The sequence below is a fragment of the Streptococcus sp. 1449 genome, assembly GCF_013276805.1.
GTDB lineage: Bacteria > Bacillota > Bacilli > Lactobacillales > Streptococcaceae > Streptococcus > Streptococcus pseudopneumoniae.
On record NZ_VMLS01000042.1, the window covers coordinates 1 to 25,496 of the forward strand.

General features: G+C 42.0%; 27 protein-coding genes. 23 read left to right on the plus strand and 4 right to left on the minus strand.

All coding sequences use genetic code 11. The annotated features are described in order from the left end of the window. Window positions 1-232: 232 nt before the first annotated feature. A complete protein-coding gene (locus HT687_RS07900; RefSeq protein ID WP_000593540.1) occupies window positions 233-808 on the minus strand; it encodes a hypothetical protein in 576 nt (191 codons plus the stop codon). A gap of 548 nt (window positions 809-1,356) precedes the next feature. Beyond that, complete coding sequence (locus HT687_RS07905; protein WP_023937391.1) at window positions 1,357-2,325, minus strand: NAD(P)/FAD-dependent oxidoreductase; 969 nt, start codon at window positions 2,323-2,325, stop codon at window positions 1,357-1,359. 135 nt (window positions 2,326-2,460) lie between these two features. Here HT687_RS07905 and cdaA point away from each other — a divergent pair, with 135 nt between their 5' ends. The 8 genes from cdaA (at window position 2,461) to HT687_RS07945 (ending at window position 10,754) form a co-directional block, all read left to right on the plus strand. Beyond that, a complete protein-coding gene (cdaA, locus tag HT687_RS07910; RefSeq protein WP_001011065.1) occupies window positions 2,461-3,318 on the plus strand; it encodes a diadenylate cyclase CdaA in 858 nt (285 codons plus the stop codon). Beyond that, entirely contained in the window at window positions 3,305-4,084 is a 780-nt protein-coding gene (locus tag HT687_RS07915; protein ID WP_000742288.1) for a CdaR family protein, read from the plus strand. The genes cdaA and HT687_RS07915 overlap by 14 nt, the downstream gene beginning before the upstream one ends. A gap of 24 nt (window positions 4,085-4,108) precedes the next feature. Beyond that, window positions 4,109-5,461, plus strand: coding sequence for a phosphoglucosamine mutase (gene glmM / locus HT687_RS07920; protein ID WP_172924144.1), 1,353 nt, complete (start codon window positions 4,109-4,111; stop codon window positions 5,459-5,461). Between the two features lie 73 nt (window positions 5,462-5,534). Continuing rightward, entirely contained in the window at window positions 5,535-5,909 is a 375-nt protein-coding gene (locus HT687_RS07925; RefSeq protein WP_001050094.1) for a DUF1149 family protein, read from the plus strand. Between the two features lies 1 nt (window position 5,910). Continuing rightward, window positions 5,911-6,759, plus strand: a complete 849-nt coding sequence (locus HT687_RS07930; protein ID WP_023933188.1) for a DegV family protein — start codon at window positions 5,911-5,913, stop codon at window positions 6,757-6,759. 163 nt (window positions 6,760-6,922) lie between these two features. Continuing rightward, window positions 6,923-7,690 carry a 4-hydroxy-tetrahydrodipicolinate reductase gene (gene dapB / locus HT687_RS07935; protein WP_000027869.1) on the plus strand — a complete coding sequence of 256 codons (768 nt, stop codon included), beginning with the start codon at window positions 6,923-6,925 and terminating at the stop codon, window positions 7,688-7,690. Next, window positions 7,687-8,886 (plus strand): CCA tRNA nucleotidyltransferase, encoded by a 1,200-nt coding sequence (locus tag HT687_RS07940; RefSeq protein WP_023937398.1) that lies wholly within the window; start codon window positions 7,687-7,689, stop codon window positions 8,884-8,886. Before dapB ends, HT687_RS07940 begins: the two co-directional genes overlap by 4 nt. Then, a complete protein-coding gene (locus HT687_RS07945; RefSeq protein ID WP_023937399.1) occupies window positions 8,883-10,754 on the plus strand; it encodes an ABC-F family ATP-binding cassette domain-containing protein in 1,872 nt (623 codons plus the stop codon). Before HT687_RS07940 ends, HT687_RS07945 begins: the two co-directional genes overlap by 4 nt. 36 nt (window positions 10,755-10,790) lie before the next feature. On the opposite strand, the gene mntE is transcribed toward HT687_RS07945, so the two are convergent. Next, window positions 10,791-11,975, minus strand: a complete 1,185-nt coding sequence (mntE, locus tag HT687_RS07950; RefSeq protein ID WP_023933184.1) for a CDF family manganese efflux transporter MntE — start codon at window positions 11,973-11,975, stop codon at window positions 10,791-10,793. A 307-nt stretch (window positions 11,976-12,282) separates the two neighbouring features. Here mntE and HT687_RS07955 point away from each other — a divergent pair, with 307 nt between their 5' ends. From HT687_RS07955 to yaaA, 7 genes are all read left to right on the plus strand, one after another. Next, a complete protein-coding gene (locus tag HT687_RS07955) occupies window positions 12,283-14,979 on the plus strand; it encodes a cation-translocating P-type ATPase (RefSeq protein ID WP_023933182.1) in 2,697 nt (898 codons plus the stop codon). A 12-nt stretch (window positions 14,980-14,991) separates the two neighbouring features. After that, a complete protein-coding gene (gene yghU, locus HT687_RS07960) occupies window positions 14,992-15,789 on the plus strand; it encodes a glutathione-dependent disulfide-bond oxidoreductase (protein ID WP_001277397.1) in 798 nt (265 codons plus the stop codon). A gap of 259 nt (window positions 15,790-16,048) precedes the next feature. Next, entirely contained in the window at window positions 16,049-16,459 is a 411-nt protein-coding gene (locus HT687_RS07965) for a peptide deformylase (protein ID WP_000412227.1), read from the plus strand. A gap of 11 nt (window positions 16,460-16,470) precedes the next feature. Further along, window positions 16,471-18,066 (plus strand): hypothetical protein, encoded by a 1,596-nt coding sequence (locus HT687_RS07970; RefSeq protein ID WP_000822860.1) that lies wholly within the window; start codon window positions 16,471-16,473, stop codon window positions 18,064-18,066. A 178-nt stretch (window positions 18,067-18,244) separates the two neighbouring features. Next, window positions 18,245-18,409 carry a YczI family protein gene (locus HT687_RS07975; protein WP_057487076.1) on the plus strand — a complete coding sequence of 55 codons (165 nt, stop codon included), beginning with the start codon at window positions 18,245-18,247 and terminating at the stop codon, window positions 18,407-18,409. A 211-nt stretch (window positions 18,410-18,620) separates the two neighbouring features. Continuing rightward, window positions 18,621-18,785, plus strand: coding sequence for a YczI family protein (locus HT687_RS07980; RefSeq protein WP_000508264.1), 165 nt, complete (start codon window positions 18,621-18,623; stop codon window positions 18,783-18,785). A 146-nt stretch (window positions 18,786-18,931) separates the two neighbouring features. After that, on the plus strand, window positions 18,932-19,660 hold the full coding sequence (yaaA, locus tag HT687_RS07985) for a peroxide stress protein YaaA (RefSeq protein ID WP_023933180.1): 729 nt from the start codon (window positions 18,932-18,934) through the stop codon (window positions 19,658-19,660). A 124-nt stretch (window positions 19,661-19,784) separates the two neighbouring features. Here the strand turns inward: yaaA and HT687_RS07990 are convergent, their stop codons facing one another. After that, a complete protein-coding gene (locus tag HT687_RS07990; protein WP_031233884.1) occupies window positions 19,785-20,333 on the minus strand; it encodes an NADPH-dependent FMN reductase in 549 nt (182 codons plus the stop codon). Window positions 20,334-20,470: 137 nt separating this feature from the next. Here HT687_RS07990 and HT687_RS07995 point away from each other — a divergent pair, with 137 nt between their 5' ends. From HT687_RS07995 to rpsR, 8 genes are all read left to right on the plus strand, one after another. Continuing rightward, window positions 20,471-20,638, plus strand: coding sequence for a hypothetical protein (locus tag HT687_RS07995; protein ID WP_172924143.1), 168 nt, complete (start codon window positions 20,471-20,473; stop codon window positions 20,636-20,638). Between the two features lie 66 nt (window positions 20,639-20,704). Beyond that, window positions 20,705-21,193, plus strand: a complete 489-nt coding sequence (locus tag HT687_RS08000) for a DUF5590 domain-containing protein (RefSeq protein WP_000747244.1) — start codon at window positions 20,705-20,707, stop codon at window positions 21,191-21,193. Continuing rightward, window positions 21,190-22,377 carry a pyridoxal phosphate-dependent aminotransferase gene (locus tag HT687_RS08005; protein WP_000777796.1) on the plus strand — a complete coding sequence of 396 codons (1,188 nt, stop codon included), beginning with the start codon at window positions 21,190-21,192 and terminating at the stop codon, window positions 22,375-22,377. The genes HT687_RS08000 and HT687_RS08005 overlap by 4 nt, the downstream gene beginning before the upstream one ends. Continuing rightward, window positions 22,370-22,735, plus strand: coding sequence for a VOC family protein (locus tag HT687_RS08010; RefSeq protein ID WP_023937609.1), 366 nt, complete (start codon window positions 22,370-22,372; stop codon window positions 22,733-22,735). The genes HT687_RS08005 and HT687_RS08010 overlap by 8 nt, the downstream gene beginning before the upstream one ends. Before the next feature lie 16 nt (window positions 22,736-22,751). Further along, complete coding sequence (gene asnS, locus HT687_RS08015) at window positions 22,752-24,098, plus strand: asparagine--tRNA ligase (RefSeq protein ID WP_162199250.1); 1,347 nt, start codon at window positions 22,752-22,754, stop codon at window positions 24,096-24,098. Window positions 24,099-24,250: 152 nt separating this feature from the next. Continuing rightward, window positions 24,251-24,541, plus strand: a complete 291-nt coding sequence (gene rpsF, locus HT687_RS08020) for a 30S ribosomal protein S6 (RefSeq protein WP_001151777.1) — start codon at window positions 24,251-24,253, stop codon at window positions 24,539-24,541. An 11-nt stretch (window positions 24,542-24,552) separates the two neighbouring features. Next, window positions 24,553-25,023, plus strand: a complete 471-nt coding sequence (gene ssbA / locus HT687_RS08025) for a single-stranded DNA-binding protein SsbA (protein ID WP_000609599.1) — start codon at window positions 24,553-24,555, stop codon at window positions 25,021-25,023. Between the two features lie 31 nt (window positions 25,024-25,054). Further along, window positions 25,055-25,294: a 30S ribosomal protein S18 gene (gene rpsR / locus HT687_RS08030; RefSeq protein ID WP_000068664.1), complete on the plus strand. Its 240-nt coding sequence runs from the start codon at window positions 25,055-25,057 to the stop codon at window positions 25,292-25,294. Window positions 25,295-25,496 lie beyond the last annotated feature (202 nt).

The window sequence follows — 25,496 nt, forward strand, 5'->3', positions numbered from 1 at the left end:
ATTTGTAAAAGCCGATGAACTATAAAACCAGGCTCTTGTTTTGCGAGGTTCTTTTTTGAAATAAAAAGAGGTTGGGCAAAAAGCAATGTCATTAAGTTAAGAAATTTGGCTCTTTAAAATCAAAAACGCATAATATCCGGTGTTGACTTGAACCGTAATACTATGCGTTTTATTGTGAGAAAATTTATTTCATTTTCTCCTGAAATTGAGTTTTTACCCAGTCTCTAATGAGTTATTTCCAAGTGACCAGTTCGCTCCAAACGCTAACATTCGATATAGTAGAGGTTTCACCAGCTGGAACCCATTTGTTGGTGCCTAAGTATCTAACTTCTAGTTTACGAACGTTTACTGTGTAAGATGCTTTTAGTCTAATATAACCATAAGTGTAGGGTGGTACGTTATGGGAGACTGAGTGATTTAAACTAAGTCCAGCTCCAGACTCCGGAGCAGAAAAGCTAACACCTGCACCTACAGTCAGAGTAGCTCCAGCTTTTCCACCATAGGCAGTTGAACTTACAGGACCTGATGTGGTGCTTTTCTTGTAAGAGTGAGAGTATTTAGTTCTATAGTCTGCAACACCAGTTGCATTAGAACGAGTCTGATACGTAGATTTAGACTCTAAATAGGCGTCTCTAAGTTCAGTCGTATAAAATGACAATAACTCTCCTGTGTTGATATCTTTTACAATACGATTAGATACAATTTCATAATTTGTACCAGGATAGACATCAGCAAAAACCGTAGATGTTGTGACTAAGAATAATAGACTTGATAGTAGAGAGAAAAACAATAGTTTCAGTTTAATCATAACAAATTTCCTTTCTTCATGAGTAAAAGATTATTTTTTCAATCCTTTGAAAGTTATAATGCAACCCGAAATAATACTGAGAGTTCCTACAGGTCTCCAATATAGTTGCCAAAAGAATAAATTTATTCTTTCTTTCAGTGTCGCATAGGGTTCGGCATAATAGGGGTTGATGTGAAATAATAAAAAACCAAAACATAAAACTATGATTCCAGTTAAGAATAAAATGTCCTTATTTACTTTCCTCATAAAACCTCCTTTTATTTTATTTAAAGCGCTTTCTATTATTAGTATACGTCAAAAAAAGAAAAAAACAAGTCTATTTATTTATTTTTTATATGGTATAATAGAATAGTTGGAGAGTTTTTATATAGCTTTAAAAGGCTGATATGAATACTTTGTATAATCTAATGATTCTTCAAAAAATTTCTTATTCAAACAAGAGCAAAGAGAAGGTGGGCTGCATATCAGAAGTTAGATGTATTTCTGTCTAACTTTTGAGGTGTAGTTCATTTTAAAACCACGAATCCTATGTGACTCGTGGTTCTTTTTTATAAACTAGTAGAGTGTTTTGGTTGTACTTTTTGCTCAGGGTCGATGTAGTTGATAGCATTATTGACAGCAGTTGGAGCTTCTCCGAGACCTGTCGCAATCAAGTCAATTTTTCCGTCATAGTAGCAGCAGTCACCGATAGCATAGATACCTGCTTGGCTAGATTCTTGTTTGCTGTTGACAATAATCTTGTGACGATTGAGGTCGAGACCCCAGTTTTTAAGGTTACCGACAGAAGATTTGAAGCCATAGTTGACAAAGAGGTGGTCTAGGTCAATCGTTTCTGTTTCATCAGATTTGACTTTTGTGATTTCCAACTTGTCAAGCATTTTTCCATCGCCAAGGAGTTGGCTAGGGACGAATGGTGTCTTGATGGTTACAGATGATTCTTGTAAGGATTGGACACTGTGTTCCAAGGCACGGAAATTATCTCTGCGGTGAACAAGGGTTGTTGGTGAAATTTTTTCAAAAGCCAAAGCCCAATCCACAGCTGAGTCTCCCCCACCAAGAATGGTCACTTTCTTACCAGCGTATTGCTGGATGTTGGAAACGTGGTAGTGGATATTTTCATAGCCCTCAACCCCTTCAAGTTCCAGCGGACGTGGTTTGAAGGCACCGCCACCCATAGCGATGATAACTGTTTTAGTTAGGTGACTTCCTTTAGAAGTTGTGATGACAAAGCCTTCTTCTTGTTTTTCAATCTCAAGAACCGTTTCATTAAGATGAATAGGGGTATCGAAGCTGTTTAGCTGTTCAATCAAGCGGTTAGTCAACTCTTCTCCAGTCAGATTTGGGAAGCCTGGGACGTCTAGGATTTCCTTTTCAGGGTAGAGAATAGCAGGTTGTCCACCCAGTTGGGGAAGAGAGTCGATGATTTGAACCTTGGCTTGGCGTAGGTGGGCATAAAAGGCTGCAAAAAGCCCGACAGGACCACCACCTACAATGGTAATATCATAGAGTTGAGACATAGTTTCTCCTTTGTTTTTTCTAGTCAGTTTATTTTATCATATTTTTGCTCAATGTAAAATGGACTAGGATAGGGAAAAAAATGCCAGAAAATGGTATAATAGGATGAAAGTGTTTTGATAGGGAGGATATCAGGGATGAATTTTCAACAATTATCCAATCTGCAATATTGGACCAGTTTGTTTGCAAGTCCATGGACGATAGCTATCAATCTGATTGATATTTTGATTGTTGCTTATATTTTATACCATTTTACAAAAGCTATTGCAGGAACCAAGATTATGATTTTGGTACGTGGAGTTTTGGTGTTTATTTTAGCTCAAATCCTTGCAAATATGATTGGTTTGACTACGATTTCTTGGTTAATCAATCAAATTATTACTTATGGGGTTATTGCGGCGGTTGTTATCTTCTCTCCAGAGATTCGGACTGGTTTGGAACGTTTGGGAAGAGCGACAGATTTCTTTTCCAATGCCCCTATTAGTGCTGAGGAACAGATGATTCGTGCCTTTGTTAAGTCTGTTGAATACATGAGTCCTCGTAAAATCGGGGCCTTGGTTGCTATTCAGCGTGTACGTACCTTGCAGGAGTATATTTCGACAGGAATTCCCTTGGATGCTAAGATTTCTGCAGAACTTCTCATTAACATTTTTATTCCCAACACTCCCCTACATGATGGTGCGGTGATTATCAAAGAAGAACGTATTGCTGTGACGTCTGCCTATCTGCCCTTGACAAAAAACACAGGGATTTCCAAGGAATTTGGGACCAGACACCGGGCGGCTATCGGTTTATCAGAAGTCTCAGATGCCTTGACTTTTGTCGTATCAGAGGAAACGGGAGGAATTTCGATAACCTATAATGGAAGCTTTAAGCACAACCTAACACTTGATGAATTTGAAACAGAATTACGTGAAATCTTACTTCCAAAAGAGGAAGCGGGTCTTAGTTTTAAAGAACGATTGCTAGGAGGATGGAAACATGAAAAAAAATAGTTTATATATCATATCCTCACTCTTTTTTGCTTGTGTCTTATTTGTCTATGCTACGGCGACGAATTTTCAAAACAGTACCAGTGCTAGGCAGGTAAAAACGGAAACCTATACGAATACAGTAACAAATGTTCCTATTGACATACGCTATAATAGTGATGAGTATTTTATTAGCGGTTTTGCTTCAGAAGTCTCAGTGGTCTTGACTGGTGCAAATCGCCTATCGCTAGCTAGTGAAATGCAAGAAAGCACACGTAAATTCAAGGTTACTGCTGACCTAACAGATGCCAGTGTTGGAACGATTGAAGTTCCTTTGAGCATTGAAGATTTACCCAATGGGCTGACCGCTGTGGCGACTCCGCAAAAAATTACAGTCAAGATTGGGAAGAAGGCTCAGAAGGATAAGGTAAAGGTTGTACCAGAGATTGACCCTAGTCAAATTGATAGTCGGGTACAGATTGAAAATGTCACGGTGTCAGATGAAGAAGTGTCGATTACGAGTGATCAAGAGACATTGGATAGAATTGATAAGATTATCGCTGTCTTGCCAACTAGCGAACACATAACAGGTAATTACAGTGGTTCAGTACCTTTGCAGGCAATCGACCGCAATGGTGTTGTCTTACCGACAGTTATCACTCCCTTTGATACAACAATGAAGGTAACTACAAAACCAGCAGCACCAAGTTCAAGCACATCAAATTCAACTACAAGCAGTTCATCGGAGACATCTTCGTCAACGAAAGCAACTAGTTCAAAAACGAATTAAAAATAGAAAAAGGATTTTATAAAAATGGGTAAATATTTTGGGACTGATGGAGTCCGTGGAGAAGCTAATGTGGAACTTACTCCAGAATTAGCTTTTAAGCTAGGACGTTTTGGAGGCTATGTTCTTAGTCAACATGAAACGGAAGCACCGAAAGTCTTTATAGGACGTGACACACGTATTTCAGGGGAAATGCTAGAATCTGCCTTGGTAGCTGGTCTTCTATCTGTAGGAATTCACGTATACAAACTAGGTGTTCTGGCGACACCAGCAGTAGCTTACTTGGTAAAAACTGAGGGAGCAAGCGCCGGTGTCATGATTTCTGCTAGCCACAACCCAGCCCTTGATAATGGAATCAAGTTCTTTGGCGGTGATGGCTTCAAACTAGATGACGAAAAAGAAGCAGAAATTGAAGCCTTGCTAGATGCTGCGGAAGACACTCTTCCTCGTCCAAGTGCAGAAGGCTTGGGAACCTTGGTAGATTATCCAGAAGGCTTGCGTAAGTATGAAGGCTACCTTGTTTCAACTGGAACTCCTCTTGAAGGAATGAAGGTTGCCTTGGATACAGCTAATGGTGCAGCTTCTACAAGTGCCCGTCAAATCTTTGCAGACCTTGGTGCTCAGTTGACTGTTATAGGGGAAACACCAGATGGTCTTAACATCAACCTTAATGTTGGTTCAACCCACCCAGAAACCCTTCAAGAAGTGGTCAAAGAAAGCGGCTCAGCTATTGGTTTGGCCTTTGATGGAGACAGTGACCGTTTGATTGCTGTTGATGAAAATGGCGACATCGTCGATGGTGACAAGATTATGTACATCATTGGGAAATACCTTTCTGAAAAAGGACAATTGGCTCAAAATACAATTGTGACAACTGTTATGTCTAACCTTGGTTTCCACAAGGCCTTGGATCGCGAAGGTATTAACAAGGTAGTCACTGCAGTTGGCGACCGCTACGTTGTTGAAGAAATGCGAAAATCAGGCTACAACCTCGGTGGTGAACAATCTGGGCACGTTATCTTGATGGACTACAATACAACAGGTGATGGTCAATTATCCGCTGTCCAATTGACAAAAATCATGAAGGAAACTGGTAAGAGCTTGTCAGAGTTGGCAGCAGAAGTAACCATCTATCCACAAAAATTAGTCAATATCCGAGTGGAAAATGCCGTGAAGGAAAAGGCTATGGAAGTGCCAGCTATCAAGGTTATCATCGAGAAGATGGAAGAAGAAATGGCAGGGAATGGTCGTATCTTAGTACGCCCAAGTGGAACAGAGCCCCTCTTGCGTGTTATGGCAGAAGCGCCTACCACAGAAGAAGTTGACTACTATGTTGATACCATCGCAGACGTAGTTCGAGCTGAAATTGAGATGGACTAAAACTTAGAAAACTAGATGAAAATAAAAAATTATGGTACAATAGCTTATAATATTGTAGCCGAGGGAGAAAGATATGAATCTTAAACGTGAACAAGAATTTGTTAGTCAGTATCATTTTGATGCGCGTAATTTTGAATGGGAAAATGAAAATGGAGCTCCTGAAACTAAGGTGGATGTGAACTTCCAATTGCTCCAACATAATCAAGAAAATCAAGTGACTTCCTTGATTGTCATCTTGACATTTATGATTGTATTTGATAAGTTTGTCATCAGTGGAACCATTTCACAGGTAAATCATATCGATGGCCGTATTGTCAATGAACCAAGTGAATTGAGCCAAGAAGAAGTGGAAACTTTGGCTCGTCCATGTTTGAATATGCTCAACCGTTTGACTTACGAAGTAACTGAAATTGCATTAGACTTACCAGGAATCAATTTGGAGTTCTAATATGAAACTAGCTGTTATCACAGATTCTTCTGCCTATCTCAGTGCAGAGACCTTGCAAAGAGAAGATTTGTATGTCTTGGATATTCCTGTCAATATTGATGGTGAGGAGTATGTCGAAGGCATCAATCTGACTGCTGAGGAATTTTACCCAAAAATGGCTCAGGCTTCTGAATTGCCTAAGACCAGTCAACCAAGTATTGCCAAGTTAGATGAGATCTTAACTTCGCTCAAAGAACAAGGTTATACACATGCCTTGGGGCTGTTCCTATCTTCTGGAATTTCAGGTTTTTACCAAAATATTCAGTATATGGTGGATGACTATGAAGGTTTAACCATTGCTTTCCCAGACACTTTGATTACAAGCGCTCCCCTAGGCATCATGGTTGAAAGCGTCTTTAACTGGCGAGATCAGGGCGATGATTTTGCTATCATTCAGGATAAGCTAGCTATTCAAATCAGCCGTACGTCAGCTTTTATCATGGTAGATGACCTGGATCATTTGGTAAAAGGTGGGCGCCTTTCAAATGGGGCTGCCATTTTGGGCAATTTGCTTAGCATTAAGCCAATCCTTTATTTTAACGATCAAGGTGTGATTGAAGTTTACGAAAAAGTTCGTACGGAAAAGAAAGCAACCAAGCGCTTGATTGAAATCATCAAGGAAACAACGGCTTCAGGCCAATATCGGGTCATTGTCATTCATGGGAATGCTCCTGAAAAGGCTGAAGAATTGCGTCAGCACTTGATTGAATCTGGATTAAGTTCAGATGTTTCGCTTGCTACATTCGGTAGTGTCATTGGAACCCACCTAGGAGCAGGAAGTATTGCTCTGGGTTATATTCCAGTGATTTAGTTGGCACTTTTAGGCTAGTTAAGATGCCTTGTATCTTAGCAATTGAACACGGACTACCTGCCTCTTGAAAAAAGATGCCTGTCTTGCCTTTCGTGGGAAGTCAGCGCCATTCCCTATTTTTCATGGGTAGCTAACGTCCTTTGTATCTTAGACAGGAGTAGAGATGAGTATTCGAGTAATTATTGCTGGTTTTAAGGGAAAGATGGGTCAAGCTGCTTGTCAGATGGTCTTGGCTGATCCAGACTTGGACTTGGTAGCAGTTTTGGATCCTTTTGAGTCTGAGTCAGAATGGCAGGGAATTCCTGTTTTCAAGGATAAGGCTGATTTAGCAGGCTTTGAAGCGGATGTTTGGGTAGATTTTACAACTCCAGCTGTTGCCTATGAAAATACACGCTTTGCTCTTGAAAATGGCTTTGCTCCAGTAGTTGGAACGACTGGCTTCACGAGTGAAGAAATTACAGAGCTAAAAGTATTTTCTCGTGCCCAAGATTTGGGTGGCTTGATCGCTCCCAATTTTGCCTTGGGTGCTGTCTTGCTTATGCAATTTGCAAGGCAGGCTGCTAAATATTTCCCCAATGTGGAGATTATCGAGCTCCATCATGACAAGAAAAAGGATGCTCCGAGTGGAACAGCTATTAAAACGGCTGAGTTAATGGCAGAAGTTCGAGAGTCTATTCAGCAAGGTGCGCCTGATGAGGAAGAATTGATTGCAGGTGCCCGTGGTGCTGACTTTGATGGCATGCGGATTCACTCAGTTCGTTTACCAGGCTTGGTAGCCCATCAGGAAGTCATCTTTGGCAATCAGGGAGAAGGATTGACGCTCCGTCATGACTCCTATGATCGCAGCTCCTTCATGACAGGGGTGAATTTGGGAATTAAAGAAGTTGTCAAGCGTCATGAGCTTGTCTATGGATTAGAACACTTATTATGAGATTAACGCAAATGCCTTCTGAATTTCAGAAGGCTTTACCAGTATTAGAAAAAATTAAAGAAGCAGGTTTTGAGGCCTATTTTGTTGGAGGTTCTGTTCGAGATGCCCTTCTCAATCGCCCTATCCATGATGTGGATATTGCGACGTCTTCTTATCCAGAAGAGACCAAGCAGATTTTTCCGCGAACAGCCGATATCGGAATCGAGCATGGAACCGTCTTGGTCTTAGATGGGGATGAGGAGTATGAGGTAACCACCTTTCGGACAGAGGATGTCTATGTGGACTATCGCAGACCCAGTGCGGTTTCTTTTGTTCGCTCGCTAGAAGAAGACCTTAAGCGCCGTGATTTTACAGTCAATGCCTTTGCCTTGGATGAGACAGGGGAAATCATTGACTTGTTTCATGGTTTAGAAGATTTGGAAAAGCAAGTCTTACGAGCGGTTGGAGTGGCTAGTGAGCGTTTCAACGAAGATGCTCTACGAATTATGCGTGGTTTCCGTTTTCAGGCTAGTCTTGGCTTTGAATTTGAGCCAGAAACCTTTAAAGCTATGAAGACATTGACGCCACTTTTGGAGAAAATTTCTGTGGAGCGTACCTTCGTTGAGTTTGATAAACTCTTGCTGGCTCCATTTTGGAGAAGGGGCTTGGCTTCCATGATTGAGAGTCAAGCTTATGACTATCTCCCTGATCTGGCATCTAGCCAAGACAAACTTAACAGACTGTTTGATTTAGAGACTGATTTCACCTTTGAATCTTCAGAGCAAGCTTGGGCGGCTCTACTGTGGGCTTTGGAGATTGAAAATGCGCAGCCATTTTTGAAAGCTTGGAAGACCTCACGTCAGTTTGCCAAGCAAGTTCAGGATTTGCTGACTATTTTGGCCTTGCGTGAAAAGGGAGAATTGAGCAAGCGCGATTGTTATCGCTTTGACTTGGAGTTGCTTTTACAGGCTGAAAATCTTCGTCAGACCCAGGGAAAACCAGTCAACCCACAAGTCATAACAGAAACCTATCAGAGTTTGACCATTCATGACAAGAAAGAAATTCAGATTAATGGTGGCGTTTTGATTAAGGAATATGGCTATCAACCAGGTCCAGATTTGGGAGAGATTTTAACAGAGATTGAATATGCCATTGTCGATGGAGAATTGGAAAATAACCGTCAAGCCATCCATGCTTATCTAAGGGAGAAAAAATGAGTGATTTTATCGTTGAAAAACTAAGTAAATCCGTCGGTGACAAGACCGTTTTTAAGGATATTTCCTTTATTATCCATGACCTAGACAGAATTGGTTTGATTGGTGTCAATGGGACTGGCAAGACCACCCTTTTAGATGTCCTTTCTGGTGTTTCTGGCTTTGATGGGGATGTCAGTCCCTTTTCAGCTAAGAATGATTACCAGATTGGCTACTTGACTCAAGATCCTGATTTTGATGATAGCAAGACGGTCTTGGATACGGTTCTTTCCAGCGACCTCAAGGAAATCCAGCTCATTCGTGAGTATGAGTTGATTATGCTCAACTACAGTGAGGACAAGCAGGCTCGTTTGGAGCGTGTCATGACGGAGATGGACTCTCTTCAAGCTTGGGAAATTGAGAGTCAGGTCAAGACCGTTCTTAGCAAATTGGGCATTCAGGACTTATCCACTCCAGTTGGGGAATTGTCAGGTGGTCTAAGAAGACGGGTCCAGTTGGCGCAAGTTCTTCTTGGCAACCACGACCTCTTGCTTCTGGATGAGCCGACCAACCATCTGGATATTGCGACTATTGAGTGGCTGACCCTCTTTTTGAAAAATTCCAAGAAGACCGTCCTTTTTATTACCCACGACCGCTATTTCCTAGATGCTTTGTCAACTCGGATTTTCGAATTGGATCGCGCAGGCTTGACCGAGTACCAGGGAAATTATCAGGATTATGTTCGCCTTAAGGCGGAACAGGACGAGCGCGATGCGGCTCTTCTCCACAAAAAGGAACAACTTTATAAGCAAGAATTGGCCTGGATGCGCAGACAACCGCAGGCGCGTGCAACCAAGCAACAAGCTCGTATCAATCGTTTCCATGACTTAAAGAAAGAGGTTTCAGGCAATACTGCTGAGACAGACTTGACCATGAACTTTGAAACCAGTCGGATTGGGAAGAAAGTCATCGAGTTTCAGGATGTTTCTTTTGCCTATGAAAACAAGCCCATTTTGCAAGATTTTAATCTCTTGGTGCAATCTAAAGATTGTATTGGTATTGTTGGTGACAACGGTGTTGGAAAATCGACCCTGCTCAACCTGATTGCAGGCAGTCTTGAGCCGACAACAGGACAAGTTGTGATTGGGGAAACTGTTCGCATTGCCTATTTCTCTCAGCAAATTGAGGGCTTGGATGAAAGCAAGCGAGTTATCAATTACTTGCAGGAAGTGGCAGAAGAGGTCAAGACCAGCGGTGGTTCTACGACTTCGATTGCAGAGTTGCTGGAGCAGTTCCTTTTCCCACGTTCGACGCATGGAACCTTAATTGAGAAATTGTCTGGGGGAGAGAAAAAACGTCTTTATCTCCTCAAACTGCTTTTGGAGAAACCAAATGTTCTTCTCTTGGACGAACCGACTAATGATTTGGATATTGCAACCTTGACAGTTTTGGAGAATTTCTTGCAAGGCTTTGCTGGTCCAGTTTTGACTGTTAGTCACGACCGCTATTTCTTGGATAAGGTAGCGACTAAGATTCTCGCTTTTGAGGATGGCAAGATTCGTCCTTTCTTTGGTCATTATACCGATTATCTTGATGAAAAAGCCTTTGAAACAGATATGGCCAATCAAGTTCAAAAGTCTGAAAAGGAGAAGGTCGTCAAGGTCAGAGAAGACAAGAAGCGCATGACCTATCAAGAAAAGCAGGAGTGGGCAAGTATTGAAGGTGATATTGAAACCTTGGAAAACCGTATCGCTGCTATTGAAGAGGAAATGCAGGCTAACGGCTCTGACTTTGGTAAGCTGGCTACTCTCCAAAAAGAATTGGATGAGAAAAATGAAGCACTCCTTGAAAAATACGAACGCTATGAGTATCTCAGTGACTTTGATAGTTAGAAGAATAGAAAAAGCCCGTCTCATGACAGGATTTCTCTATTCTTTTTTTGTTTCCTGGTGGAAGACATTTTGCCAAGTTTCGTGGCGACGCCAGATACTGGTATGGACGATACCATCTAATTCATAGCAGATGAGTTTGGTCTTTTGACTGATGGAAGTGATTTGGATGTCCTTGATAGCTGAATTCAAGTCTTTTTCTGCTTTATAGGCCTCTTTATCCATCTGCTTTCCGTCTTGGCGAATATAGACAAAATCGTCAGCTAAGAGTTCTTCCAGTTGATTTCCTTGGTCAATCAATTGTTCACGCATGAGCAATTTTTTATAGACATTGTCTAAAATTTCATCCTCAGGGATAGGCGCTGGCTCAATATGGACATCGGTATCAAAAACCCCAAAACGTTCCTCCAGCATAGACTCGACCTGATCCGCGATTTCATGACTCTCAAAAACAGACAGGTCAGGGTTCATCTCTAGCGTAATATCCAGGTAGATGTTGCTACCGTAGGTACGACCTCTTTGGGACTTAACCTTGCTGATTTTGGGAATTTCCATGATGGCCTTTTGATAATCCTCAAGCAGACGGTCGTCAAAGCCATCCGAAAGGCTAAAGGAAGACTCGATGAAGATATCATAGGCAGTCTTTAAGATAAAGAAAGTGATGATGATAGCAACCAGTTTATCCACAATGGGATAATTGAAACTACTAGCTAGGATGGCAATGGTGGTTCCAAGTGAGGTGACAGCATCAGAAAGATTGTCCTTTGCTGCGGCCTTCAGTGCCTTGGAGTTGGATTTCTTACTGAGGCGAGTATTGTAGAGATAGACCACAAACATGATCGCTGCAGACATAATTCCTAGAGTTGCACCCAGAGGATCAATGACCGTTTCTTCACGACTGAGAATCTTTTGAATGGTATCCCTTAGAACATCAAAGCCAACATAGAACATGATGATGGAAGTGATTAAGCTAGCCAAATCCTCAATCTTCCAGTGGCCAAAACGGTGGTCTTGGTCAGCAGGCTGGCGTGCCATCCTGATTCCAATCAAGAGGGCCACATTTCCAATGATGTCCGACACGTTGTTGAAACCATCGGCCACCAAACTGGATGAATGAAGAAGATGGCCAGTAGCCAATTTCGCTGCAGACAAGAGCAGGTAGGTTGAAATACTGATAATGGCACCACGTTCAGCTAACTTGAGATTTGAGATAGATTGCTTCATTCAACTTCCTTTCTAGTCATATAGCATTCTACCATTATACTGGTTTTCAAGGGAAAATTCAAATAAGGTAGTTTTTACTCTTTTAAAACTACCCAAAATTTGGTATAATAGTACTACTCAAGGGAGTAGCTGGCAGAAACCTGTGATAGTGTCGTCATTCCGAATTTTATACTGAAAAGTATGTTTTCCGGCCCTATCTTAAATAGCGAGACTTGTTATGATTAACAGGTCTCTTTTTGTTTGTCGTGAAAAGATGCGATGAGGGAAAAGAGAGTCTGTTTTGCACACAATGTCAAGGAGGAGACACATGTCAAAAGAACAAGAACGCCAAGCGTTTTACACTCAGAGTCCTGAAGAGGTCTTGAAGGCTGTGGATGCGACCGAGCAAGGTTTGTCATCAAGTGAGGCGGAAAAGCGCCTTGCCGAATTTGGCCACAATGAACTCGAAGAAGGCGAGAAACGATCAATCCTGGTCAAATTCATCGAGCAATTTAAGGATTTGATGATTATCATCCTAGTTGCAGCAGCAATCTTGTCAGTCGTGACTTCTGGTGGGGAAGATATCGCAGATGCCATTATCATTTTAGCCGTGGTTATCATTAACGCTGCCTTTGGTGTTTACCAAGAAGGAAAAGCAGAAGAAGCTATCGAAGCCCTCAAATCCATGTCTAGTCCAGCTGCCCGCGTTCTGCGTGATGGGCACATGACTGAGATTGACTCTAAAGAATTGGTACCTGGAGATATCGTTGCCCTTGAAGCTGGTGACGTAGTACCAGCAGACCTACGTTTGCTAGAAGCCAACTCTCTTAAGATCGAAGAGGCTGCTCTGACAGGTGAGTCTGTACCGGTTGAAAAAGACTTGACAGTCGAGCTTGCGACAGATGCTGGTATTGGTGACCGTGTCAATATGGCCTTCCAAAACTCAAACGTAACCTACGGTCGTGGGATGGGAGTTGTTGTCAATACAGGTATGTACACGGAAGTTGGTCATATCGCGGGCATGCTTCAAGACGCTGATGAGACGGATACACCCCTCAAACAAAACTTGAACAACCTTTCTAAGGTCTTGACCTATGCAATCTTGGTCATTGCCCTTGTTACTTTTGTAGTGGGTGTCTTCATTCAAGGGAAGGATCCACTTGGTGAGTTGTTGACTTCTGTTGCCCTTGCCGTTGCAGCCATTCCAGAAGGACTTCCTGCTATCGTGACCATCGTTCTTTCCCTTGGTACTCAAGTTTTAGCCAAACGACATTCCATCGTTCGTAAGTTGCCAGCAGTTGAAACACTTGGTTCAACTGAAATCATCGCTTCTGATAAGACTGGTACGCTGACCATGAACAAGATGACAGTTGAAAAAATCTTCTACGATGCAGTCCTACATGACTCAGCTGATGACATTGAACTGGGTCTTGAAATGCCCCTCCTTCGTTCAGTTGTCTTGGCCAATGATACGAAAATCGATGTGGAAGGCAACCTGATTGGTGATCCAACCGAAACAGCCTTTATCCAGTATGCCTTGGACAAGGGCTACGATGTCAAAGAATTTTTAGACAAATATCCTCGTATGGCGGAGTTGCCATTTGACTCTGACCGTAAGCTCATGTCAACAGTTCATCCACTTGCAGATGGACGCTTCCTCGTAGCTGTTAAAGGTGCGCCAGACCAACTCTTGAAACGTTGTGTTCTTCGTGATAAGGCTGGGGATATTGCTCCGATTGATGAGAAGGTCACAAACCTCATTCATACAAACAATTCTGAAATGGCCCACCAAGCCTTGCGTGTCCTTGCAGGTGCGTATAAGATTATCGATAGCATTCCAGAAAACCTCACTTCTGAAGAGCTGGAAAATAATTTAATCTTCACTGGTTTGATTGGGATGATTGATCCTGAACGTCCTGAAGCCGCTGAGGCTGTTCGTGTGGCTAAGGAAGCTGGAATTCGTCCAATCATGATTACAGGTGACCACCAAGACACCGCAGAAGCTATTGCCAAACGTTTGGGAATCATTGATGCAAACGATACAGAAGACCACGTTTTAACTGGTGCTGAGCTCAACGAATTATCTGATGAAGACTTTGAAAAAGTTGTTGGTCAATACTCTGTTTATGCCCGTGTGTCTCCAGAGCACAAGGTTCGTATCGTCAAGGCTTGGCAAAAACAAGGTAAGGTCGTTGCCATGACAGGTGACGGTGTCAATGATGCCCCAGCTCTGAAAACAGCAGACATCGGTATCGGTATGGGAATCACTGGTACAGAGGTTTCTAAGGGGGCTTCTGATATGATTCTTGCAGATGATAACTTTGCGACTATTATCGTCGCAGTGGAAGAAGGACGTAAGGTCTTCTCAAACATTCAAAAGACTATTCAGTACCTACTTTCTGCCAATACTGCTGAAGTATTAACCATCTTCCTATCAACCTTGTTTGGTTGGGATGTCTTACAGCCGGTTCATCTTTTGTGGATCAACTTGGTAACGGATACCTTCCCAGCTATCGCTCTTGGTGTTGAACCTGCGGAGCCTGGTGTCATGAATCATAAACCACGTGGACGCAAGGCAAGCTTCTTCTCAGGTGGTGTTTTGAGTTCTATCATTTATCAAGGTGTACTCCAAGCAGCTCTTGTTATGAGTGTTTATGGCCTTGCGATTGCTTACCCAGTTCATGTGGGTGACAATCATGCTATTCATGCAGATGCCCTAACGATGGCCTTTGCAACCCTTGGTTTGATTCAGCTCTTCCATGCCTACAATGTCAAGTCTGTCTACCAATCCATCTTGACAGTTGGCCCATTCAAGTCTAAGACCTTTAACTGGTCCATCTTGGTATCCTTTATCCTTCTCATGGCAACAATCGTTGTAGAACCGCTTGAAGGAATCTTCCACGTAACCAAACTAGACTTGTCACAATGGGGAATTGTTATGGCTGGAAGCTTCTCAATGATTATCATCGTCGAAATCGTTAAGTTTATTCAACGCAAACTCGGTTTTGACAAGAATGCGATTTAAGGGAGGTTTCGGATGTCAGCATATCAATTACCGACCGTATGGCAGGATGAAGCTAGTAATCAAGGAGCCTTTACGGGCTTAAATAAACCAACAGCAGGTGCCCGTTTCGAACAAAACTTGCCAAAAGGAGAACAAGCTTTTCAGCTTTATTCACTGGGAACACCAAATGGTGTGAAGGTCACTATCTTATTGGAAGAATTACTAGAGGCTGGTTTTAAGGAAACGGCTTACGACTTGTATAAGATTGCTATCATGGATGGGGATCAATTTGGTTCAGACTTCGTAAAGCTCAATCCAAATTCCAAGATTCCAGCCTTGTTGGACCAGTCAGGAACTGAAGAAGTAAGAGTCTTTGAATCTGCTCATATTCTCCTTTATCTTGCTGAGAAATTTGGAGCCTTTCTACCAAGTAATCCTGTGGAAAAGGTAGAAGTTTTGAATTGGCTATTCTGGCAAGCTGGGGCTGCACCTTTTCTAGGTGGGGGATTTGGACATTTCTTTAATTATGCCCCTGAAAAATTGGAATATCCTATTAACCGTTTTACGATGGAAGTGAAACGCCAGTTGGATTTATTGGATAAGGAATTGACTCAGAAACCTTATATTGCAGGCAATGACTATACGATTGCAGATATTGCCATCTGGTCTTGGTATGGACAGTTAGTTCAAGGAAAACTTTACCAAGGTTCTGCAAAATTCTTGGATGCCTCAAGTTACCAGAATTTAGTAAAATGGGCAGAAAAAATTGCCAATCGTCCAGCTGTTAAGCGTGGGATGGAAGTAATTTATAAAGAAATTAATACTCTTTGAAAATCTCTTCAAACCACGTCAGCGTCGCCTTGCCGTATATATGTTACTGACTTCGTCAGTTCTATCTGCAACCTCAAAACAGTGTTTTGAGCAACCTGTGCTAGCTTCCTAGTTTGCTTTTTGATTTTCATTGAGTATAAGTAGCAAAAAAGTCATCTTCGGATGGCTTTTTGCTACAGTTGAGGGAAAGGGCTTGCAGTTATCGGCTTTTGTGCTATAATTGTTATAATATAGTAAAAAACAAGAGGAGTGTGAGGAAGTGGAAAAGAAAATTGTAAAAGATATTTTGTTTTTATCTCAGGTATCTCAGCCGGCAAGTCAGGAAGACCTTTATCTTGCCAGAGATTTGCAGGATACACTCTTAGCAAATCGTGAGACCTGCATTGGTCTAGCTGCCAATATGATTGGGGTGCAAAAGCGCGTGATTATCTTTAATCTTGGCTTGGTTCCCGTGGTCATGTTTAACCCAGTGCTTCTGTCCTTTGAAGGATCCTATGAGGCAGAAGAAGGCTGTTTGTCCTTGGTAGGTGTGAGATCAACTAAGCGTTATGAAACCATAAGGCTTGCCTATCGTGACAGCAAGTGGCAGGAACAGACCATTACCTTGACAGGCTTCCCAGCTCAGATTTGCCAGCATGAGCTGGATCACTTGGAAGGACGAATCATTTAGGAGGAAAGCAAATGAAACGAATAGTCTTTGAACTTATTTTTATCGCAACGACCTGGTATATCTTTTTACCGCCCCTTAACCTGACCAGCTGGGAATTTCTCTTCTTCCTCTGTGGGCATTTGTTAGTTGTGGCAATCTTATTTGGCTTTGGCAAGGGGATAAACCTTGTCAAAACGGTTCATGTGCGCCACGGTAAGGCGGAAGCTGCCTTAAATCTTGAGGGTTTCAAAATCAATCGGTTAGGGAAAATTCTGTTAGCTTCGATTGGAGGAATTCTTCTCTTGGCAGCTTTGGTTTCCTTGGTAACTTCCAGCATGTTTCAGGCTAAAAATTATGCCAATGTAGTCACGGTTACGGAAAAAGACTTTACTGAATTTCCTAAGAGTGACACCAGTAAGGTTCCTATCTTAGATAGAAGTACTGCTGAAAAAATTGGTGACCGCTACTTGGGTTCCCTAACAGATAAGGTGTCGCAGTACGTAGCGGCAGATACCTATACCCAATTGACAATTGATGGGAAACCTTATCGAGTGACGCCACTAGAATACGCAGACCCTATCAAGTGGTTTAACAATCAAGCTAAGGGAATCGGTGAGTATATCAAGGTGGACATGGTAACTGGAAATGCGGATTTGGTGGACTTGAAGACACCAATCAAGTATTCAGACTCGGAGTATTTTAACCGTGATGTCAAACGTCACCTGCGCTTGAAGTACCCGACCAAAATCTTTAAAACTCCATCTTTTGAGGTGGACGATGAGGGCAATCCTTTCTATGTAGCAACGGTTTACCAAAAGCAATTTGGACTTGCGGTTCCTCGTCCTGCTTCAGTCATTATCTTGGATGCTACAAATGGAGAAACCAAGGAATACAGCTTATCAGATGTTCCAGAATGGGTGGATAGGATCTATCCAGCAGAGGAAACCATTGAGCAAATCAACTACAACGGCAAGTACAAGGACGGTTTCTTGAATGCCATGATTTCCAAGAAAAACGTGACCCAGACTACCAATGGCTATAATTACTTGTCTATCGGTAATGACATCTATCTCTACACAGGTGTGACGTCGGCTAATGCGGATGAGAGTAATCTTGGTTTCATCCTTGAAAATATGCGAACAGGAGAAATTACTAAGTATAGCTTGGCTTCTGCGACAGAAGAATCAGCCCGTGAATCAGCAGAAGGTGCTGTTCAGGAGAAATCCTACAAAGCAACCTTCCCAATCCTCATCAACCTCAATGACAAGCCTTTCTACATCATGGGTTTGAAGGACAATGCTGGCTTGGTCAAAGAGTATGCTCTAGTAGACGCAGTCGAGTACCAAAATGTTATCGTAGCTACTACAGTGGAAGAGATGCTCAGCAAGTATGCCAATAAAAACGACCTTGAAATTGACAATGCAACGACAGAAAGCATCAAGGGAGTAGTAGCAGACCTCAAATCAGCTGTTATCAAGGGCGACACCGTCTACTTCTTTAAAGTTGATGGCAAGATTTACAAGGTTAAGGCCTCAGTATCAGATGACCTTCCTTACCTTGAAAATGGTAGAACCTTCGAAGGTCAAGTAGGAAAAGACAGCTATCTCAAGACCTTTAAAGTACAGTAATACTCTGCGAAAATCTCTTCAAACCACGTCAACTTTATCTGCAACCTCAAAGCTGTGCTTTGAGCAACCTGCGGCTAGTTTCCTAGTTTGTTCTTTGATTTTCATTGAGTATAAAAAAGGTTTATTTAAGAAATATATGTTATAATAAAATAAATTAAGACTAATGGAGGACAAAGAAATGGGTTTTTATTTGATGCTTGCTTCAATGCTACTCGGACTGCTCGCTTTGAAGATAGGTTTTTCTCAGTTCAAGGAGAACAAAGATAAATTCTTATCTATCTTAACAAGTTTAGCTGGGCTAGCCCTTGTTCTCGTGGCTGTCTGGTTAGGATGGCCCAAATAAATAGAAAAACCTCGGTTAAACCGAGGTTTTTCATACTCTGCGAAAATCTCTTCAAACCACGTCAACTTTATCTGCAACCTCAAAGCTGTGCTTTGAGCAACCTGCGGCTAGTTTCCTAGTTTGTTCTTTGATTTTCATTGAGTATAAAAAAGGTTTATTTAAGAAATATATGTTATAATAAAATAAATTAAGACTAATGGAGGACAAAGAAATGGGTTTTTATTTGATGCTTGCTTCAATGCTACTTGGACTGCTCGCTTTGAAGATAGGTTTTTCTCAGTTCAAGGAGAAAAAAGATAAATTCTTATCTATCTTAACAAGTTTAGCTGGCGCAGCCCTTGTTCTCGTGGCTATCTGGTTAGGATGGCCCAAATAAATAGAGAAGCCTCGGTCAAACCGAGGTTTTTCATACTCTTCGAAAATCTCTTCAAACCGCGTCAGCTTCCTAGTTTGCTCTTTGATTTTCATTGAGTATCAGATGAATTTCTTGGTTGTGGCTAAAAAATATGCTACACTATCAATATGAAAATTTTAATCCCTACAGCAAAAGAAATGAACACAGACTTGCCGAGTATCGAGGCAACACCTTTAATACCAGAAAGTCAGGCCGTGCTGGATGCCTTGGCCCTCTATTCTGCTAGTCAATTGGAGAGTTTTTATAAGGTATCAGCCGAGAAGGCTGCGGAAGAATGTCAAAATATCCAAGCTTTGAAAAGGCAAACTGCTCAACACTACCCAGCTCTTAAACTTTTTGATGGGCTTATGTACCGCCATATCAAGCGAGATAAGTTGACCGAGGCGGAACAAGCCTATCTTGAAAATCATGTCTTTATTACTTCGGCTTTGTACGGTGTCGTTCCAGCCTTGTCATCTATGGCCCCTCACCGTTTGGACTTTTTGATGAAGTTAAAAGTCGCTGGTAAGACTTTAAAGAGTCATTGGAAGGCAGCCTATGATGAAGCTGTGAAGCAGGAAGAAGTGATTTTCTCCCTCTTGTCGTCCGAGTTTGAGACGGTATTTTCTAAGGAAATCAGAGAAAAAATGGTGATCTTCAAATTTATGGAGGATAGAGGCGGTCAGCTGAAAATTCACTCAACCATTTCCAAGAAAGCGCGTGGTGCCTTCCTGACAGCCCTGATAGAAAATCAAGTACAGACGGTGGAGGAAGCTCGTCGCTTAAGCTTTGCAGGATTTACCTACCGAGAAGATCTGTCCCAGCCACAGGAATTGGTTTTTGTTAAGGAAGTATAGAAATCAGATATTTTGTATTTGGCAATATGTATCATCAGCTATTTTAGTTTATAAATGAAAAAAAGCGAACAAGCTAGTCTTCTGAGTGTCAGAAAAGTAGTCTTGTTCGCTTTTATTATATTAGTTACTTGATAGCATTGACCAAGTCTTCCGCTTGTTTTTCAAGTGAGCTTAGGACTGTTTCTTCAAGAACCAATTTTCCGTCTGCCCAAGCAGAGTCATTAACACGTGCAGCAGTGAAATCACCAACGCCTTGTGTACGGATAAATGGCAAGAGGTCTTTGTAGATAGCGAAAAGTTGATCGTGCCCTGCATTGGCTACAGATGATACTGTGACAAACTTGTCTTGAAGGGCAGAAACGCCACGTGTATCAGACAAGTCAAGGGCACGAGATAGCCAGTCAAGCAAGTTTTTCACTGTACCAGGGATAGAGAAGTTGTAGACTGGAGAGAAAATCCAGATAGCATCCGCAACGAGAACTGCTTCACGAGCAGCAGATACAGCTGGATGAGTTGGAACTTCCAAATCTTGGCTGAAGAGAGGGATAGCTGAATAATCAAGATAGCTAACTTCTGCTTTACCAGCAAGTGCTTTCTCAGCTTCGAGGGCCATTTGGTGGTTGAAAGAACCTTGGCGTAGTGATCCGACGATAAATAATACTTTTTTAGACATGATGTGTCTCCTTTTTCTTAAATTTACGAGAATTTTCTCGTTGTTATAAAATATATTACAACAAAGCAAAACAACTTGCAAGAAATTTGCTCAGAGTTTATTTGAAAATTGTAAAATTTCGGAAACTCTAGTCATTTGTGACTGAAAAAGTAAGAACTGTTTCACTTTCAAAATTGGTTTTGTTTGAAGGGAGAAATAGAATTGGTTGCTTATACTCAATGAAAATCAAAGAGCAAACTAGGAAGCTAGCCGCAGGTTGCTCAAAGCACAGCTTTGAGGTTGCAGATAAAGCTGACGTGGTTTGAAGAGATTTTAGAAGAGTATTCTTGCATTCACTTGTAATAAAGCTTAATAGATGGTAAAATAGACGAGTGAAAAAAAGACAAAACAAAGCAAAAAATAATCTACTGTGGCAGTATGGTCTAGGGATGACGATTTTGTTTGTGGTTATCAGTGCTTCCTTTCTGTATCTAGTGTTTCTGAGTATGAAACCTTATCAAACAGCTAAAAGTGAAGGAGAAAAATTAGCTCAGCAGTATGCAGGATTAGAGCAGGCTGATCAGGTTGACTTATACAATGGCTTGGAATCCTATTATAGCGTTCTTGGTCGCAATAAAAAACAAGAAGCACTTGCTGTCCTGATTGGAAAAGATGACCATAAGATTTACGTTTATCAGCTAAATCAAGGTGTTTCACAAGAAAAAGCGGAAGCCGTTTCTAAGGAAAAAGGAGCTGGCGAGATTGACAAGATTACCTTTGGCCGTTATCAAGACAAACCAATCTGGGAAGTCAAGTCAGGCTCTGATTTTTATCTAGTAGATTTTGAAACAGGAGTATTGGTCAATAAGGAGGGCCTATGAAACTATCCAACCGTGTTTTAGAAATGGAAGAAAGTGTGACCTTGGCTGCTGGAGCTCGTGCCAAAGCACTCAAGTCTGAGGGAAGAGATATCCTGTCTCTAACCTTGGGTGAGCCAGATTTCACTACTCCAAAAAATATCCAAGATGCCGCCATTGCATCGATTCGAGATGGGCGTGCTTCTTTTTATACAGTAACCTCAGGCCTGCCAGAGCTCAAGGCAGCGGTCAATACTTACTTTGAACGCTTTTACGGCTATTCTGTAGCGCCAAATCAAGTGACAGTCGCTGCTGGAGCCAAATATTCTCTCTATACCTTCTTTATGGCTGTGGTCAATCCAGGTGATGAAGTTATCATCCCAACCCCCTACTGGGTAAGCTATGGAGACCAGGTCAAGATGGCAGAAGGTGTGCCAGTCTTTGTTCCTGCTAAGGAAGATAATCACTTTAAGGTGACCGTAGAGCAGTTAGAAGCAGCTCGCACAGACAAGACCAAGGTTTTGGTGCTGAATTCGCCATCCAATCCGACAGGTATGATTTACACCCGTGAGGAACTCTTGGCAATCGGAAACTGGGCTGTAGAAAAGGATATTCTCATTCTAGCAGATGATATCTATGGGCGCTTGGTCTATAATGGTCATGAGTTCACACCGATTTCTAGCCTATCTGAGGCAATTCGCAAGCAAACAGTGGTCATCAATGGTGTGTCTAAAATCTATGCCATGACAGGTTGGCGGATTGGCTATGCCGTTGGAGAAGCAAACATTATTGCTGCCATGTCCAAGATTGCAGGTCAAACAACTTCGAATCCGTCAGCAGTAGCCCAGTATGCAGCAGTTGAGGCTCTATCAGGTGAGCAAGATACTGTAGAAAGCATGCGTCAGGCTTTTGAGGAACGTCTCAATACCATCTATCCCCTTCTTGCTGAGGTGCCAGGATTTGAAGTGCTCAAACCGCAAGGAGCTTTCTATCTCTTCCCAAATGTCAAAAAAGCTATGGAGATGAAAGGCTATACAGATGTGACAGATTTTACAACCGCTATCCTAGAAGAAGCCGAAGTGGCCTTGGTAACAGGAGCAGGATTCGGAGCACCAGAAAATGTCCGCCTCAGCTATGCGACAGACCTAGACACGCTTAAAGAAGCAGTTAAACGCTTGAAAGCATTTATGGGTAGTGAGAATGATTGATCATTTTGAGATTAAGGTAAAGGATTTACAAATTTCAGAAGGATTTTATAAGAGTTTTCTCGCTCCTTTGGGCTATAAATTGGCTTTTAAGACTAGTTCTCTAATCAGTTTTCTTGCCCCGAACAGCCCTCATCCTGGTGGTGATTTTTGGCTGGCTCAGGGGACACAAGATCCTATTCACTTTGCTTTTTTAGCAGAAAATAAGGAAGAAGTTCAGGCTTGTTATGAGGCTGGTTTAGAGGCAGGTGGGCGAGACAATGGGGCTCCTGGTTATCGCAGTGAGCATCCGATTTACTACGCTGCTTTTGTGATTGACCCAGATGGGAACAATATAGAAGTGGTTTGCCATAAAGAATAAAAAAGAAAAAGGAAAAATAATGACAAAACGTGTAACGATTATTGATGTAAAAGACTATGTTGGTCAGGAAGTGACGATTGGCGCTTGGGTTGCCAACAAATCAGGAAAAGGGAAAATCGCCTTCTTGCAATTGCGTGATGGAACAGCCTTCTTTCAAGGTGTAGCCTTTAAACCAAACTTTGTCGAAAAATTTGGTGAAGAAGTAGGACTTGAGAAGTTTGATGTTATCAAACGCTTGAGCCAAGAAACGTCTGTCTATGTGACAGGTATTGTCAAAGAGGACGAACGTTCTAAATTTGGCTATGAGTTGGACATCACAGACATCGAAGTGATCGGTGAATCTCAAGACTACCCAATCACACCAAAAGAACATGGTACAGACTTCTTGATGGACAACCGTCACTTGTGGCTTCGCTCTCGTAAGCAAGTAGCGGTGATGCAAATCCGTAACGCTATCATCTATGCAACATATGAGTTCTTTGACAAGAACGGTTTCATGAAATTTGATAGCCCAATTCTTTCAGGAAATGCGGCAGAAGATTCAACAGAACTCTTTGAAACAGATTACTTTGGAACGCCAGCCTACTTGAGCCAATCAGGTCAGCTTTACCTAGAAGCAGGCGCTATGGCTCTTGGTCGTGTCTTTGACTTTGGTCCAGTATTCCGTGCTGAAAAATCAAAAACGCGCCGTCACTTGACTGAGTTCTGGATGATGGACGCAGAGTACTCATACTTGACACACGATGAGTCACTTGACTTGCAAGAAGCTTATGTAAAAGCTCTTCTACAAGGTGTTCTTAACCGTGCGCCTCAAGCCTTGGAAACCTTGGAACGTGATACAGAACTCTTGAAACGCTATATTGCAGAGCCATTCAAACGTATCACTTACGATCAAGCCATTGACCTCTTGCAGGAGCATGAAAATGATGAAGACGCTGACTACGAACATCTTGAGCATGGTGATGACTTTGGTTCACCACATGAAACTTGGATTTCAAACCACTTTGGTGTGCCAACTTTTGTCATGAACTACCCAGCAGCCATCAAGGCCTTCTATATGAAACCAGTTCCTGGAAATCCAGAGCGCGTGCTTTGTGCAGACTTGCTTGCTCCAGAAGGCTATGGAGAAATTATCGGTGGGTCTATGCGTGAGGAAGACTACGATGCCCTTGTCGCTAAGATGGATGAACTTGGCATGGATCGTACAGAGTATGAATTCTACCTTGACCTTCGTAAATACGGTACAGTTCCACACGGTGGATTTGGTATCGGTATCGAGCGTATGGTAACCTTCGCAGCAGGAACAAAACATATCCGTGAAGCCATTCCATTCCCACGTATGTTGCACCGTATTAAACCGTAAGAATAGGAAAACGCCCATGTGGCGTTTTTTCGCATATCAGAGTTTTTACTTGCGTAAAAAAATTTTTTCTAGTATAATAGTTTATTGTGAGCGAACCTCACTTACCCCTTGCAAAGTCTTGGGGTCATTAGACCAAAAGGAGGAACATATCAATGGCTAAATACGAAATTCTTTATATCATTCGTCCAAACATTGAAGAAGAAGCTAAAAACGCTTTGGTAGCACGTTTTGACTCTATTTTGACTGACAACGGTGCAACTGTTGTTGAATCAAAATCTTGGGAAAAACGCCGTCTTGCATACGAAATCAAAGATTTCCGTGAAGGACTTTACCACATCGTTAACGTTGAAGCAAACGACGATGCAGCTCTTAAAGAGTTTGACCGTCTTTCAAAAATTAACGCTGACATTCTTCGTCACATGATCGTCAAAATTGACGCGTAAGAAGGTAAACTATGATTAACAATGTTGTACTTGTAGGGCGCATGACACGTGACGCTGAGTTGCGTTATACCCCATCAAATGTAGCAGTTGCGACTTTTACTCTTGCAGTAAACCGTACATTTAAGAGTCAAAATGGCGAACGTGAGGCTGATTTTATCAATGTCGTTATGTGGCGTCAACAGGCTGAGAACCTTGCTAATTGGGCTAAAAAAGGCTCACTTATCGGGGTGACAGGCCGTATCCAGACTCGTAGTTACGATAACCAGCAAGGACAACGTATCTACGTGACAGAGGTCGTGGCTGAGAATTTCCAAATGTTAGAAAGCCGTAGTGTGCGTGAAGGTCATACAGGTGGAGCTTACTCTGCACCAACTGCAAACTATTCAGCGCCTACAAATTCAGTACCAGACTTTTCACGTGATGAAAATCCATTTGGAACAACAAATCCATTGGATATTTCAGATGATGATTTACCATTCTAATGGACAACTAAAATTATAAAGGAGAAAAAACATGGCTCAACAACGTCGTGGCGGATTCAAACGCCGTAAAAAAGTTGATTACATCGCAGCAAACAAAATTGAATATGTTGATTACAAAGATACTGAGCTTCTTAGCCGTTTCGTTTCAGAACGTGGGAAAATCCTTCCTCGTCGTGTAACAGGAACTTCAGCTAAAAACCAACGTAAAGTAACAACAGCTATCAAACGCGCTCGCGTAATGGCTTTGATGCCTTTCGTAAACGAAGATTAAAAAAGAGGTCCGGGTGGACCTCTTTTTCAGACCCGGTTGGGTCTTTTTTTCACGAGCCTTGAAATGAAAGAGCGAGTTGAGGTCAGGGGGACCTCTTTTTCATGAGCTTGGAAACAAGAATGCGAATTAAGACCCCAACGGATCTTTTTTTCACGAGATAGTTTTTTTCTGACCTTGGCGTGCTATAATCCCGACTTTATCA